The sequence below is a fragment of the Oscillospiraceae bacterium CM genome, from assembly GCA_022870705.1.
In the GTDB taxonomy this organism is placed as follows: Bacteria; Bacillota; Clostridia; order Oscillospirales; family Oscillospiraceae; genus Sporobacter.
In genome coordinates this window covers 275,800-288,926 of record CP072107.1, presented here as the reverse complement: position 1 = coordinate 288,926, position 13,127 = coordinate 275,800, and the positions used below count along the sequence as shown (strand labels likewise).

Annotated in this window: 17 protein-coding genes; 7 read left to right on the top strand and 10 right to left on the bottom strand. The window is 49.5% G+C overall.

What is annotated here, in order from left to right:
- Window positions 1-20 precede the first annotated feature (20 nt).
- The 9 genes from IZU99_01490 to IZU99_01450 all read right to left on the bottom strand — a co-directional run bounded on the left by IZU99_01490 (window position 21) and on the right by IZU99_01450 (window position 7,816).
- Window positions 21-521, bottom strand: a complete 501-nt coding sequence (locus tag IZU99_01490; protein ID UOO37970.1) for a hypothetical protein — start codon at window positions 519-521, stop codon at window positions 21-23.
- Window positions 511-1,635: a DNA repair protein Rad50 gene (locus IZU99_01485; GenBank protein ID UOO37969.1), complete on the bottom strand. Its 1,125-nt coding sequence runs from the start codon at window positions 1,633-1,635 to the stop codon at window positions 511-513. Before IZU99_01485 ends, IZU99_01490 begins: the two co-directional genes overlap by 11 nt.
- Window positions 1,636-1,788: 153 nt before the next feature.
- The gene (locus IZU99_01480; GenBank protein ID UOO37968.1) at window positions 1,789-2,646 is read right to left on the bottom strand and encodes a hypothetical protein; all 858 of its coding nucleotides are present in this window, start codon (window positions 2,644-2,646) and stop codon (window positions 1,789-1,791) included.
- Complete coding sequence (locus IZU99_01475) at window positions 2,646-3,620, bottom strand: hypothetical protein (GenBank protein UOO37967.1); 975 nt, start codon at window positions 3,618-3,620, stop codon at window positions 2,646-2,648. Before IZU99_01475 ends, IZU99_01480 begins: the two co-directional genes overlap by 1 nt.
- Window positions 3,613-4,008, bottom strand: a complete 396-nt coding sequence (locus IZU99_01470; protein UOO37966.1) for a hypothetical protein — start codon at window positions 4,006-4,008, stop codon at window positions 3,613-3,615. The genes IZU99_01475 and IZU99_01470 overlap by 8 nt, the downstream gene beginning before the upstream one ends.
- Window positions 4,005-4,820: a hypothetical protein gene (locus tag IZU99_01465; GenBank protein ID UOO37965.1), complete on the bottom strand. Its 816-nt coding sequence runs from the start codon at window positions 4,818-4,820 to the stop codon at window positions 4,005-4,007. Before IZU99_01465 ends, IZU99_01470 begins: the two co-directional genes overlap by 4 nt.
- The gene (locus tag IZU99_01460) at window positions 4,813-6,717 is read right to left on the bottom strand and encodes a recombinase family protein (protein ID UOO37964.1); all 1,905 of its coding nucleotides are present in this window, start codon (window positions 6,715-6,717) and stop codon (window positions 4,813-4,815) included. The genes IZU99_01465 and IZU99_01460 overlap by 8 nt, the downstream gene beginning before the upstream one ends.
- Window positions 6,710-7,312, bottom strand: coding sequence for a recombinase family protein (locus IZU99_01455; protein UOO37963.1), 603 nt, complete (start codon window positions 7,310-7,312; stop codon window positions 6,710-6,712). Before IZU99_01455 ends, IZU99_01460 begins: the two co-directional genes overlap by 8 nt.
- A 147-nt stretch (window positions 7,313-7,459) precedes the next feature.
- On the bottom strand, window positions 7,460-7,816 hold the full coding sequence (locus IZU99_01450) for a helix-turn-helix transcriptional regulator (GenBank protein UOO37962.1): 357 nt from the start codon (window positions 7,814-7,816) through the stop codon (window positions 7,460-7,462).
- Window positions 7,817-7,960: 144 nt separating this feature from the next.
- On the opposite strand from IZU99_01450, the gene IZU99_01445 reads away from it, so the two are divergent.
- From IZU99_01445 to IZU99_01420, 6 genes are all read left to right on the top strand, one after another.
- Window positions 7,961-8,323 carry a helix-turn-helix transcriptional regulator gene (locus IZU99_01445; protein UOO37961.1) on the top strand — a complete coding sequence of 121 codons (363 nt, stop codon included), beginning with the start codon at window positions 7,961-7,963 and terminating at the stop codon, window positions 8,321-8,323.
- A 178-nt stretch (window positions 8,324-8,501) separates the two neighbouring features.
- A complete protein-coding gene (locus IZU99_01440) occupies window positions 8,502-9,218 on the top strand; it encodes a metallophosphatase family protein (GenBank protein UOO37960.1) in 717 nt (238 codons plus the stop codon).
- Window positions 9,215-10,372, top strand: a complete 1,158-nt coding sequence (locus tag IZU99_01435) for a hypothetical protein (protein ID UOO37959.1) — start codon at window positions 9,215-9,217, stop codon at window positions 10,370-10,372. The genes IZU99_01440 and IZU99_01435 overlap by 4 nt, the downstream gene beginning before the upstream one ends.
- Before the next feature lie 21 nt (window positions 10,373-10,393).
- The gene (locus tag IZU99_01430) at window positions 10,394-10,780 is read left to right on the top strand and encodes a type II toxin-antitoxin system RelB/DinJ family antitoxin (GenBank protein UOO37958.1); all 387 of its coding nucleotides are present in this window, start codon (window positions 10,394-10,396) and stop codon (window positions 10,778-10,780) included.
- On the top strand, window positions 10,770-11,102 hold the full coding sequence (locus IZU99_01425) for a hypothetical protein (protein UOO37957.1): 333 nt from the start codon (window positions 10,770-10,772) through the stop codon (window positions 11,100-11,102). Before IZU99_01430 ends, IZU99_01425 begins: the two co-directional genes overlap by 11 nt.
- 128 nt (window positions 11,103-11,230) lie before the next feature.
- A complete protein-coding gene (locus tag IZU99_01420; protein ID UOO37956.1) occupies window positions 11,231-11,866 on the top strand; it encodes a hypothetical protein in 636 nt (211 codons plus the stop codon).
- A gap of 351 nt (window positions 11,867-12,217) precedes the next feature.
- Here the strand turns inward: IZU99_01420 and IZU99_01415 are convergent, their stop codons facing one another.
- Window positions 12,218-12,589, bottom strand: a complete 372-nt coding sequence (locus IZU99_01415) for a helix-turn-helix transcriptional regulator (GenBank protein ID UOO37955.1) — start codon at window positions 12,587-12,589, stop codon at window positions 12,218-12,220.
- Window positions 12,590-12,703: 114 nt separating this feature from the next.
- Here IZU99_01415 and IZU99_01410 point away from each other — a divergent pair, with 114 nt between their 5' ends.
- Window positions 12,704-13,078 carry a hypothetical protein gene (locus tag IZU99_01410; protein ID UOO37954.1) on the top strand — a complete coding sequence of 125 codons (375 nt, stop codon included), beginning with the start codon at window positions 12,704-12,706 and terminating at the stop codon, window positions 13,076-13,078.
- The last annotated feature ends 49 nt before the right edge of the window (window positions 13,079-13,127 follow it).

The following is a 13,127-nucleotide window of genomic DNA, read 5'->3' as shown; positions in this document are numbered from 1 at the left end:
AGGTGAAATGCTTGCCTGTGTTACTGCTTGACGGAACCGCAGTTTCGCTCAATGAAGGCGAACTCCGCAGGCGGGGTTTCTGTCCAGAGCTTCTCAACACTAAGGTTCACTCGTTCCAGCGCTGACCGGGTATTGGTCATGGAGCAGAAGTCCCTTTTGAAGTCCTTGGCGCTCCTGCTGTGCGTCAGATCAGCCGCGCTTTTTATGTCTGAGCAGCGTACAAGCTCTTCTTCAAAATTCAAAACCTGCGCGAGGAATACGATCTTGATTTTTGAACAATACTTGCTCAGTCTCCCGATATTGTCCTTTAGACAGTCTGTCTGAGGAACATCGGTGTCAAATACGAATGCAACCGTTGTTCCCGGCTGAATCGTGATGAGCTGAGAGCTTGGCAGCGTGTTTTGAATGACATTGAAGACTTTAACCCGTCCGGGCTGGATCTTCTGCGGCTGCTCTTTCAAGGCGTTCAGCAGTTTCTCCTCGCACCGTCCCTCAACATAATAGATACAGTTATTCTTCATCGTCAGCCCTCTTTTCTAACGCATCAAGGGCGGACTCGTCAGGGAGCGATGCAAAAACGTCGTTCTCTACGGCGCAGCGGATTGAATCGCTGTTGCGTTTCAGAATGTCAGATGCATAGGCCACGGACACACGGTAATTATCCTCTTGTTTCTTTCTGAGGAATGCAAAGCAATGCTTGGGAATGTTTAAGTCGAGCATATCCGTGTTATGCGTTGTGAAGATAAGCTGCTCGTTGCTGCCCAAGTGTTCAAGCATTAGGCCAAAGATTCGCTTCTCAATATCGCTTTGAATATAGGAGAAGTGCTCGTCGCAATAGTAGAATCCATTGTGCTCCGCAATGAGGAGCGCGAGGAAGAAGGAAATATCAACGCCCTCTGCCGTTCCGCTCGAAAGCGACTCGCGGTTCAAGAGCTTACCTTCTTGGATAATGATTTCCTCATTGCTCCTGCGGATGATAAACGAGTTGCGCAAATCCTTAGAGGTTTGCACATCAGTGAGCGTCGGATCGAGCGTACCGATTACTGCCTTCAAGGTCTTCAACACAATATTGCGATTGACCTTTGACACCTTCGTGGTCGGCTTGATGTCAGGGCAGGAGAAAGTGAAATCGAGATTGCCAACCAGTTTGCCAAGTTTCGAGTAGTCCTTTGATATTTCGTTTGTTCGCTCAACCAGCTTCTCCGCGCACATCTCATAGGAGTCTTTTAGTCCAATATCAGCAGAGAAATACTGAATCGTGATCTCGCTTCCGGGATCGCCATCGTAGGGATAATGTCCTCCAATTTTACCGCTTACACGATGGAGAGTAAACCCGCTGCCCACAAAGTCTATTTGGAAAGAGCCATTATTGCCGAATGGCGCCATTGCTGCCAGGGCCGAGGTATCCCCGGTGTTGATAAAACTGATAATGTTGAGCAGCGCTTTGCCAAGACTTGTCTTGCCGGTAGCATTTGAGCCCATGAGGATAACCGCTTTCTTATAGCGGAAATTCGGTCTCTCTGTGAGATGCTCGTTCTCAATAATTGAATTGACAATCTTCTTCGGATAGGAGAACGTGATATCAAAATCCTTAAAGCCATAGATGTTATTCAGTTTTACGTCCAATATAATCATATCAGCTAAGCCTCCGTATAATTAGTTCGTAAATCACGAAGTAATTATACGCCATTTTTTCAAGAAATACAACAGTCTGCAGGAAAAAACATTGAGGGGCTGCCCCAATTTTTCTTTGGCGGGATTTGAGTACTAAAGAATTCAGGCTTCTCTCTATTTTTCAATGTGCTCCTGCTCGGCCTCGTCTTCTTCAGGAAGATCAACATCGAGGCCATCCGTTGTGCCGAGGTTCTTTTCATAGAGTTTGTTCCATGCCAGAGGGTATTTACACTTTCGGTTATATGATACAAGCATGGCTTCGGAAAAGCCGAGAGAACCCGGACGTCGTTCTTTGGCTGTGCGGGTAAGCTGTTTAACGGACATGGAACCGACACGCTCCTTAAACATCTCGTCCCTCAGTTTATCTCCATAGGCATGGACAAGCCGCGCTACCCCATTCAGATAATTGGCGGACAGAGAATTCATGTCCCCCTCCCATGTCCCAGCGCAGAGACGAAGGGTGCGATCTAAGACATGATATCCAAACTTATCATAGATACCTTCCAGAGAGGATACAGCGCATATGACTCCGAAGTTCTTAACCTGACCAATGGTTAGTGAATAGGATTCCACCAAATCCTTTATTATAAGTTGCTTGTCGCTGCCAGCCTCAATGTTTGCCATAAAGACTTCATAGGGTTTCAATGGCTTCACAAACTTCATCTGATTGGCAAAGACATACGCCTCATTTTCATAGTTCAAATCGTCATAGATCATGCACCAGACGGGCGTATCACGGGAACCGGAAACGAGTGCGACAATCTCTATGGTATGCTGCCCATTAAAGACATAATTCGCTCCCTCGCGGCAGCTTACCTTCACGGGGTTAATCTGATAAAGGTCAAAATGCTCGGCCGCATTTTTCACATGGCCCCAAGAGAGGGTGCGTTGGTACTCCTGATTGGAAACCAAGTTTTTTATTGGAATCAGCTCAAAATGAACATTTGGGACGAACCTGCTGTAGTCTGGCATCAGGAGTCCTCCTTTATTGAGCGGATCATTTCCTGAACTTTGCTCTGCAGCAGTCCCAAAGCTGATTCAAGCTGATCCTTTGCAGCCAATGAAACAGTACTCAAGTCTGCCGTGACTCTTGTCCGCTCAATAGAACTCGTCCAAGAGGGGATCGTAAGGGTCAATCTGGTAACCTCCGCGTCGGGATCAAAAGCGGGCATGATTTTGATGACAGGTATTTCTGGAGGCTTTGGCCCTGGCTTCATTGCAGGTTCATCAGAGAAATCCTTCCTCGACTCGCTGTATCGAATGAATGGGGTGGCTCCATGCCCTATCTTTGTACTCAGTTTCTGCACTTCCTCCGCCTCCATCATTGACAGCGCAACAACATTGTTATGCGAAATCTTATAATTGCCGGACAGGATCTGTGGGACCAAATCCGGCGCTTTTTCCGCAATCGTATCCAGAGCCTCGCTGTACTTCCCATACTTTTGGACAGCCCCAGAGGAAACATGATATTTTTTACCGAGACGGTTTGCGGTGCGCCGGCCGCTTTCCCTGTACTCTTTGCCGCTCATATCATGGGGATCATCTATCTCGTCAAGATCGTCTGATCTCGTGTACTGATTATGCCCATCAGTGTTTCTGCGATAGCCGACGAGCTTCTCAGCTTCATATTGCCGGCCAATCAGATACTTGCGGGTTTCCTCCGTAATGTTACGGCGGCCGAGCTGATTATTGCATATCCAGACGATTGCCTCTTCCCGACTGTCGAACTCGATTTCCTGAACAGCATACGGAATATGAAGACGGTTGCATATCTCATAGCGATTATGACCATCGACTATGGTTTCATGCCATGTGATGATAGGTTCTCGGCATCCACCCAATACGAGATTTGCCTCAAGCTGTGCATATTCATCCCGGCGCAGCGGCCTTATCAACGTCTTAAACTCGGCGTCTATATTGAGTCGCTTATACCCCTTGTCAGTCATTGAGTTTCCTCCGCTCGATTCGCTTGAGTGTTTGCATAGAGAAATACGCAACCCTGTTGATCTGATCAATCTCACCAGTAAGGCAGTAGTTATACTGATGATCCAGCACCCCAAACACGTTATAAATGCCATCAAGCAGAGCGGCGCTGTAAAACTCTACAGATAGCTTCCCATCCAGGCGCGTGCTTGGTATCTTTACCCTGTTTGCAGTCCCCCCGGACAACGGTATCTCTGAACCAAGGATGGCGATGTAAAGGTCTTCCGGATTTATCAGGAACTGAATATATGTAGGATCACCAAGAGCGCGAAGCGTTGATCTATATATGCGAACCCTGTTTCGCTTCATATCAAGGGTGAGATTCGCTACCAGTTCTTTCTTGTCACTCATACATCTGATCCTCCCGGAGCATCGTTGTTTGCCGCTTCGTCTGGTCGGTTATCAGATGACCCACCCTCGTTATCAGCAGTTGGAGTGACACTGTTTTCCTTAATGCCATATACGGCGTATCCCTCAAAGATATTGACCTGCATCGAATTGCGATGCTCCTTGAACGGCAACCCGAACTGATTCTGCCAGCCCTCGGGGAAAACAGGTGTGCGGGAGGTCTTCGGCTTTTCACCATCCTTGAACACGCGCTGATATACCTCTGTGGCCGACAGGTCAAAGGCAATTAAGTATTCATCGTTTGCGTGGATGACCTTTCCAAGCAGCTTGTATCGGTAATCTGTGTTCCAGTCCATGAGAGAAAACACCTTTGCAAAGAACAAACGGCAGGTGATCTGCCGGGGCTTTCTCCGTGCAGAACCTGGAGCACACCAGGAAAAGGCATCGCGCTCCTCCTCCCTGCACGGACGGATAGCAAGGATCTTGCTGTCGCTGTTTACCAGAACCTGCACATAATCAACTGCTGAAAACCTGTTCAGACATGCGGCATTGACATACACCTTGAAATTATTGAATGTGATAGACGGCTCATTGGTGTGTGCAAAGTACTCGCGGCGAACCACCTGATATCCCTCATAATCGAACTCGCCGCCCAGTTCAATCACTTCGCCGTCAGCGGGGGCAGAGTCGACAGACTGATCGTCAGCATCTTCCCTCAAGGAGAATGCCGTGTCGCTGTCTGGCGCAGCTTCTTGAAGATGCTGAAGCATATTCGCAAGAATTCCTTGCGTCTGACCATTATTCAAATCATCCATTTACTTTCTCCTCCATTTCACCTCGACTCAGTTCCTGCGTGATGAAGCTCTTGAGCTCATCAAATCCCGTTACATTGATTTTTTCGCCTGTGTCATAGAGCTGACCCTCCAAGCGGATTTTCCAGTCGGTTTCGCTTTGCAATTCTACGGGTGGGAAAATGTGCTGGTGCAGATAGTATTGATTCCCAAAGGAACTCATCCACTCCTGCGGCACAGCTCTCACTCTCGTGCCGGATACCGAGAGAGGCTTTACCTCTTCCTCCGGAGAAGCTGCTTCCGCGCTGCCCGTCATCAGATACGGTTTAATAAAGGCCTCGGCATCGTTTATGTTGAACAAATAAACGGCCTCGTTTTCCTTCTGAAAGAAAGTTCCGGCAACGCGATACTTGAAATCCGAGTTCCATCTAAATATCTGGAACAGCGTAGCTATATAAGCCGCGCTGGGGATGGTCTTTGGATAGTAGATACCATTTGAAACCCGTGAACAGGGTACGGCGTGGCGGCTGTCCTTTGCGGCTGTTCTGACGGCAAACTTCATCTCTCGCGGGTTTACAAGAAACTCCACCATATTATTTTTGCCAAGCTTCCGAACACAGTCGGTGCTGAATTTGATTTGTTTATCTTGGAAGGTCACATATGGGCGGCGGTGGGAGTCGAAAAACTCAGAACGAGCGATTTCAAACCCGCGCATATCAAAGTCGCCGGCCTCCACAGTAACATGGATCTCCGGCTCCTCTTCAATATAGCCCCCGGTATCGTTCTCGACATTGGCCGGATTCAAGCTGGCAGCAGCTTGGAAGTAGTCAGGAGCTTTAAACCCCGCCCAACGCGGATTGACCGTGACATAACCTCGCAGAAGGCCGCTGTCAATGACCCGCAGCTCGGGGAGAATGGACTTGTTCCCGTATTTCGCATTGTTCAGCAGGTGTTGAACCGCTATGTAATCATCCCTCGACACAATAGCCTCGTGGTGATTGCGATAGATGCTCTGCATTCTGTCCCCGCGGTTCTTCTTGGATAAGTGATTTAAGTAGTTTGGAGTAAAGGTCTTCCTCGTCAGGACATCCCCACAATGCCGTTCATTGCGAAGAACCTGAACAACAGCTCCGGCTGTCCAAGTGACATTGCCAAGGTAGGTCTTTCGCCCCAGCTCCGTAAGAGCTTCCGCGATTTCAGCGGTCGAATAGCCGTAGAGGTACATGTAGAAGATGAGCTTCACCGTTGGCGATTCGTCCGGATTGACAATGAGATTGCCATTCGAGTCGTGGGAATAGCCCAGCAATTTGGGCGTCAGCGGAAGCCCGCCGTCGAGCCTCATATGAAGTGAGGTCTCCATACTTCGGCTCCTGATGTGAGACTCCTCCTGGGCCATGGTTGCTTGAAACGACAGTGCCATCTGAGAGTCATCCTTCAAGGAGAAGATGCATTCGCTTTCAAAGAAGATTCCGACCGGATGCGGCAGCTCTGCCAAGGATTGAACCATACGGAGGAAGTCGACCACATTACGGGCAAAGCGCGAAACGCTCTTGGTAATGATCATGTCAATTTTGCCGGCTCTACTGTCGGCAATCATTGCAAGGAACTCGTCCCGGTGAGCCATTGAAGTCCCGCTTATGCCCTCATCTGCGTAGATTTTCACCAGAGTCCAGTTGGGGTGGTGAATCACAAACTCCTCGTAATACTTCTTTTGGAGCTCGTATGAGGAAGTCTGCTGAACATTGTCCGTCGAAACACGAGCGTAGACTGCCACTCTTTGCGGAATATCGTTGTCGTAATAATCGATCTGCTTTTTCGCGGGGATGAACTCATAATTCTCCGGATCAATTTTGGTATATACCCGTCGATGGATTCTCTGCTTCTGCTCGGTTTCCTTTTGCTTTTTGGACTGATTAATCATGAAGCACACCTCTTAACTCGAGGTCATCATCGGGAAGAAGCTGCCAATCAGGTGATGGATAGAAAAAGGGATCTTTCAAGTCTTCCTGATAGTATGAGGCAAGTGTGAAGATGTCCTCAGAAATGAAATAGATTCCCACCTGATGCGCCGCCAGTATTCGGGCGCAGAAGGTGATCTCGGACTGCTTCTTCGATACATTGCTTACCTTTTGCGTGATAATCAGATCGACCTTCCCGTCAAAACAGTCCTGAAGCAGCCGAGTCCATTCCTTCGCATTTTCCATGTTGGGAGCAGTTCCGCCCTCGTCAATGTAAAAACCGACGAACTGCCAATTGGGACATAGACCAATGGTGTCAAGAAACTGCTGCTTGTGATATGAAAGGTAATCCTCGTACTTCGTCTGGTTGAAGTAGCGGATATAGACTGCAACCTTGTAGTGGTGCTTCGGCAGAGGGCGCTCATGCTTGATGCTTTTGAGCCAGGCGCGATGCTCCGCTACTTGCGTCTGCTGCTCGGCCTCCTTTTCTAATACGAAGTTGAAGGACGGCATGACCTCCAGATCAGCGTCCTCGCTCTTTTTTATCAAATCAGACATGAAACCCCTCCGGAAGAAAATACTTACCCCGAAATTATATAAACCGACCGCTAAGAATGAAATAAACCAGAAGTCAAGTAGTTGACCTCTGGTTTAGATTTGAAATAAAAAAGCGGGTTGGACCACTCCAACCCGCTTTGATAGATTCTATTCTTCGCCTTTTTTACACATGGTTTGCTTCAGTTCCCGAACGATTTTCAGGATGGAGTCCATCTGCGAAGGCGTACAGTCGTTGAGGATCTCGGAAAACTCGCTCCCATAGAGGCTTGTCACACCCGGCACATTCGGGCGGAGCAGCGAGTCAGAGGATACCTGTAAGGCTTCAGCAATCCGAATGAACGAGGGGAGCATCATATTGCTTTTCCCAAGCTCTATATCGCTGATATGCGGGAGGGAGATGCTGGACTTAACAGCAAGATCAGCTTGGCTCATGCCGTTCTTGATTCGTGCCTCTCTGATCCGTGAGCCGATTGCCTGACTCTCCGTAGTATCTCGCCCTGCCATCGTCTCACTCCTCTTTACTTAATCCGCAGGCTATTTTATAATCTGAATTATATCAACTGCGTGCTAAATTGATATAATGAGAGGATTATCATTTAGCCTTGACTTTATAATGGAATCGACAATATTTTTTTGGAGGTTCTTATTATGAGTCTAAACTATCAAGCAATCGGGCATCGCATCATGGTCATCAGGAAACGAAACCGTATTTCCCAGTTGGATTTCTCGGAGCGGATCGACAAGTCGCCCACCTATGTCAGCTACATAGAAAACGGCAAAAAGAGAATGAGCCTTGAAACCTTCGTGCAGATTGCAAATGCTCTGGATATACCGGCAGACATCCTTCTCGCTGAGCAGCTCACCGGCTCCGTCATGGCGGCAAGTCAAGAGGTCACCATGCTGCTGGAAGATTGCAGCGGTTATGAGAGAATGGTCATAACCGACACAGTAAAAGCGATCAAGGCGTCACTCCGCGACCGCAAGTCAGCGCTGCCACACACGAACCGATAACAATTTTACTGCGCTTTGTATGGAAAACAATCTACCGGGAGTCATTGCTTTGACTGCTGGTTTAATTTTGTGCGGTTTTAAAGTGAATATGATTTCGGAAAAGTGATTATGTTTTCTGTGTGTCCAACTATTCGGGCAGATAGGCTGATATAATGATCGCGGAAAGGTGGATATCCAAATGGTTTACTTTACTGGGGACACTCACGGTTCGGCATTCGAGGTCGTGCGGTTCTGCAAACGGTTCAAATTAACGGCTGACGATACCATCGTGATCCTCGGCGATGTTGGAGCCAACTTCTGCCTCGACGAGCGTGACACGGCGATGAAGTCGGTGCTGCAGAGGCTCAAACCGACCATCCTCTGTATCCACGGGAATCATGAAATAAGACCGGCCAACATCCCGTCCTATATCACGAAGGACTGGAACGGCGGCACGGTCTGGTTTGAGGAAGCGTTTCCCAGTATCCTGTTTGCGCGGGATGGCGATATTTATATGCTGGAAGGGCTTGAATACATGGTCATCGGCGGAGCATACAGCGTGGACAAGTTCTACCGGCTTTCACGCGGGTACGGATGGTGGGAAGATGAGCAGCCCTCCGACGAGATCAAGGCGTATGTGGAACGACTGATTGCAGAGAAGCACTTTGATGTGATCCTCTCGCATACCTGCCCTTTCAAGTATGAGCCGACAGAGATGTTCCTCCCTATGATTGACCAGAGCACCGTGGATGCCAGCACAGAACACTGGCTTGACAAGATTGAAGAAGTGGCCGAATACAAGGCGTGGTTCTGCGGACACTGGCACATCGATAAGCGCATCGACAAGATGCACTTCCTGTTCCACGGCTATGAATCCGCCGAACAGTTCGATTCGGGGGGTGAGCATAGCTCATGAGGGACAGATTCAAGAATCCACTCTACACCAGAGAAATAAAGGCGTACAGAGATCATCGCTTCTGCTATGTCGAGAGCGATGACGGTACCCTGTACTCCGGACACAACAGGACGAAGATTCTGGCGCAGGATCTGCCGGAATGGTATGTCTTCGGGCGGTACTATAAGTGCTGGGGCTATATGTCCACAAAAGGCATCACCGATCTGCTCTACGTCCCGAATAAGTGCTTCAATCACTTTCTGAAGGACGATTTCCTGTACGTTTCATACAGCGGCAAGATAACAGAAACGGTGCCGCCGGAGGACGGTTCCTTCTATGACCGATGCACGGGCTACGATGAGGTCGTATGGGGCTCGGAGATCATCGACATCTTACAGGGCGCTCGGCTCTACTCAGACTACGATATAAGCGATATCGTCCGGCAGATCAAAGAAAAGAAGGAATGGCTGATCCGCGAATACCCGGATGAATTCGGCCCGGAGCGCTGGAGCTTTGATGTGGACAAGCGGTTTGCCACGCCGTTGGAGAACGGTCATCCGCCGAAGTTCTATGCGCTGACGCTGGACAACTACTTCAGCCCGAGCTTCGTCTCCGGCACAAAGCGCTATTACGGCACGCTGGATATGATCAAGGCGTTTATCGAATCACTGGACTATGAGCAGCACAAGCCCACTGTCGACGCATTTCGTGAGTTCAACGAGGGCAATGACGCTGCGCTTCACTATGTGGCGTATGTTGAACAGCCGCTGCTCCAGCCCGTGACGGTGATAAAGAGCCGCTTCCTCTACCTCGCAAACGAGGAATGGGAGTTTAAAAACATCTGGGACTGCGTTTACAGGATGCGCGTCAAGGACGCCACAGCATCGGCCTATCTGATAAAGGACGGAGAGAAGTACATTCGGTGCACCTGCCCCCGAATAGAAGGGCTGTGCTACCAGAGTGAGCTGATCGACGGCGACCGTTGGAATCCTGTACGCGGCTCATGGGGACATCCCGGCATTCTCCAGTTTGATAAGGAGAAAGAAGATGTCATCCACAGCGCGCTCTACTTCCCGGAACGGCAATATGACGATGTGAAGAAAGCAGTCGCCGCGCTTGACAGCGAGAAAATCAGCTTGGATATGGTCTGCGAGGACATCTTCGCAGACGGTTAATAACGGATTGGAGGAACAAACGTGGAACAGTTCAAATACTTACAACCCCTTGACCAGATGGAGCGAATCAGCCGCATAGAACTTGGCGAAAAGCTCGACGAGATACTGGACAAGGTCGATAAGGACAATGTGGGCTTCGTTATCACCGATGAGGGGAAGGACGATTTAGTCCTCTGTCCGATACGGTGGATTGAGTGTGCCTATGAGACAGTTAAATTTACGATTGACTACGATTTATATGAGCAAGTCGGGGAAGTCCTCAAGCGTTATGGCCTGACCCATGAGGAAGCAATCCGGCTCTTTTTCAAAGAAACTGTCCGGCTTGGCCGAATCCCATTTGAGCACACACAAGAAGATCTTGAGGCAGCTAAGCGACTCGGCGATGAGGTAGACATCGGTGGAGAATAAGCCCGCTTTGCTGACAAAGACCACCTTTTGCCAAGCTCTGCGGATGATTAGAGAGCAGGACGCTATCAATGAAGAAGTCGCGGCAGCGCTCGGCAAGGTCTCAGACGGTTGTTGCACGTTCGGCTGTGATAACAAATGGCTTGATGCCCTGCTGATGGTTCTCAAGGAAGCAGTCAACGATCAGTACAATTACATTGAATGGTGGCTTTACGAGGCCACAGATGACTTTAAAGTGTGGGAAAACGATGAGGGAGGCAGGGAATGGTGCCTGAAGGAACCCGAAGCACTCTATGATTACATCGTTATGGAATGCCAGGGCTGAACCATCAAATCTCGTGTATTGTGTATGGATAAAGAGGTCGAACCCAATTAAACCAGCGGTTCAATGACACCAGGCGCACCCCGCGCTACAATATGATCAGATCATATGAAACGACAGGAGGGGAAAATATGAACCTGAAAGAGGCGTTCAGATACCAGAACAAGCTGCAGGCCCTCATGGAGGAGGCGCAGAATCTGCTGGGCAGAGATTCCAATGTGACCCGTGTGCAGAACACCTATCTTCGCAAGAAGGTTATGGCCGAGGCCGAAGATGAAACCACGGTCGATGTTCCCGCCACTGAATACTGTGAGCAGATCACCGATGTGGTCGGATTTCTGCTGTATCTCCTTGATCAGCACGAAGCACTTGCCAAGAGCATCCGCACCGCCAAGAATGGCCTTCCCATTGATATGGACAGCGAGGTCAGCCTGAACAGCAGGCGGCAGCGCATCGCCTCCACTCTCCAGCATATGTCCGAGCTTAGAAGCTCCGAGGTGATCGTGCCCCACGGCGGGGTGGGCTACCGCTTCAACACCGATGGCAATCAGGTTTCCTACAAGTGTGACTTAAGGCGCGTGACCACCATCAACTTTGATCGGAACGCGGTTCGTAAGCATCTGGCAGGGATGAATCGGAAAGCCGACGCCGTCTCCGCGGAGTTGGATCGCTACATGGTTAACGCTGAAGTGGACTTCGAGTCGCCCTTCGGTGTCAACGACAGCTTCGCGGATGTTTTCGCCGCGTACCTCGGGAAGCGGGAATAACCTGCTCCCGTGGTGCAGACCGACTGTTTTGGGTACGGCAGGATCAGGATGCGCTTAAGATCGGTTCAGGTGCAGATGAACTATAACGCTGCATAATGCGTATTGCTCCATCTACGGAGCTTCAACTACAAGGATGAAAACTGATTCTTGTCAAATCAGATATACGATCAGGCATCCTTCGTTTTGAGCTTCAACCGACGCTCCGTCACGCTTTCGCTTTTCGTGAATCCGTTTTCCCCACCTGCCAAACATACATCTCCATAAATGGCCTAATAAGCCGATATGAGATATTTTCTATTGCCTTCGGGCAAACATTCTGGGTAACTGCCACTGCGGGCCGCGTCATCGGACTTACGCCTTAAGCGCAGTTGTCCGAAAAATGGTCGAAGCAATTTCGGACCTCTGCCGTATCCAAAACAGCCGGTCTATATAAATAACTGAGCAGCAGGCGTCAGCCTGCTGCTCAAGAACGATCATGTTCAGTTGCGGCCTTGCTGATATCAGGATCTCATCCATGGGCACATCCAGCAAAGCACCAAGAGCGTACAGGTTATCAACAGAAGGAAGGCTTTTGCCGCGTTGCCACTTGTAAATTGCTTGCGGCTCTTCAAAGCCAAAGAACGCTTGCAGATCCCGAACAGACAGGCCGCGCTCCTGTCGGAGCCTGACGATGTTCTCGCCGGTCGCCACGGGATCAATAACGGGGTATTGATTCTCTTGCATCGCTTTCGCCTCCAAAATTGTAGTTTCCCAAAGGAAGTATTTCAGAATAACGGAAACCAGTCGAAAAATCAAGCCCTTTTGGAGATTTGTAACATAATTGTTGGGGGAGCCGCCATGCAGGAAGAACTGAAGAACTGTCTGAGACTTGAACGCTTTTCCCTCTGGCACAAGTATTTTGCGTTTCTTGATGTCGGCGACTACCTTGCAGACAGCCTGTTCATCAAGCATCAGGTGACCGTAAAATTCATGCAGGAATATGGCCGGGAGGCCTTGCCGTGCCGCATGATCTTCTGCCGAATCAGAAAGCAGGATGAGAGCGCATTTCTTGAAGCCCTGCGAGAATTGCCGGACAAGATGCTCCTGTGCGGTTACCCTGACTACCCGGCGCGGTGCAGGGATTTTATGGAGAAGGTCGAACACCAAAAACCAAAGGAAAGGATGTGTTCACATGATGCGGATGACACCGCTGCGAAAACAAAACAAGCGTGAGCAAAAGGAATACCACGCAAAACAGCGCGGCAGTTGGAATGGCCTGTGC

Bases quoted from the DNA above. Each gene is read 5' to 3' on its own strand.
- IZU99_01435 (UOO37959.1), top strand. From the start codon at position 9,215: ATGAGGGACAGATTCAAGAATCCACTCTACACCAGAGAAATAAAGGCG.
- IZU99_01420 (UOO37956.1), top strand. From the start codon at position 11,231: ATGAACCTGAAAGAGGCGTTCAGATACCAGAACAAGCTGCAGGCCCTC.
- IZU99_01475 (UOO37967.1), bottom strand. From the start codon at position 3,620: ATGACTGACAAGGGGTATAAGCGACTCAATATAGACGCCGAGTTTAAG.
- IZU99_01485 (UOO37969.1), bottom strand. From the start codon at position 1,635: ATGATTATATTGGACGTAAAACTGAATAACATCTATGGCTTTAAGGAT.
- IZU99_01455 (UOO37963.1), bottom strand. From the start codon at position 7,312: ATGTCTGATTTGATAAAAAAGAGCGAGGACGCTGATCTGGAGGTCATG.
- IZU99_01465 (UOO37965.1), bottom strand. From the start codon at position 4,820: ATGGATGATTTGAATAATGGTCAGACGCAAGGAATTCTTGCGAATATG.
- IZU99_01450 (UOO37962.1), bottom strand. From the start codon at position 7,816: ATGGCAGGGCGAGATACTACGGAGAGTCAGGCAATCGGCTCACGGATC.
- IZU99_01490 (UOO37970.1), bottom strand. From the start codon at position 521: ATGAAGAATAACTGTATCTATTATGTTGAGGGACGGTGCGAGGAGAAA.
- IZU99_01445 (UOO37961.1), top strand. From the start codon at position 7,961: ATGAGTCTAAACTATCAAGCAATCGGGCATCGCATCATGGTCATCAGG.
- IZU99_01470 (UOO37966.1), bottom strand. From the start codon at position 4,008: ATGAGTGACAAGAAAGAACTGGTAGCGAATCTCACCCTTGATATGAAG.
- IZU99_01415 (UOO37955.1), bottom strand. From the start codon at position 12,589: ATGCAAGAGAATCAATACCCCGTTATTGATCCCGTGGCGACCGGCGAG.
- IZU99_01410 (UOO37954.1), top strand. From the start codon at position 12,704: ATGCAGGAAGAACTGAAGAACTGTCTGAGACTTGAACGCTTTTCCCTC.
- IZU99_01480 (UOO37968.1), bottom strand. From the start codon at position 2,646: ATGCCAGACTACAGCAGGTTCGTCCCAAATGTTCATTTTGAGCTGATT.
- IZU99_01440 (UOO37960.1), top strand. From the start codon at position 8,502: ATGGTTTACTTTACTGGGGACACTCACGGTTCGGCATTCGAGGTCGTG.
- IZU99_01460 (UOO37964.1), bottom strand. From the start codon at position 6,717: ATGATTAATCAGTCCAAAAAGCAAAAGGAAACCGAGCAGAAGCAGAGA.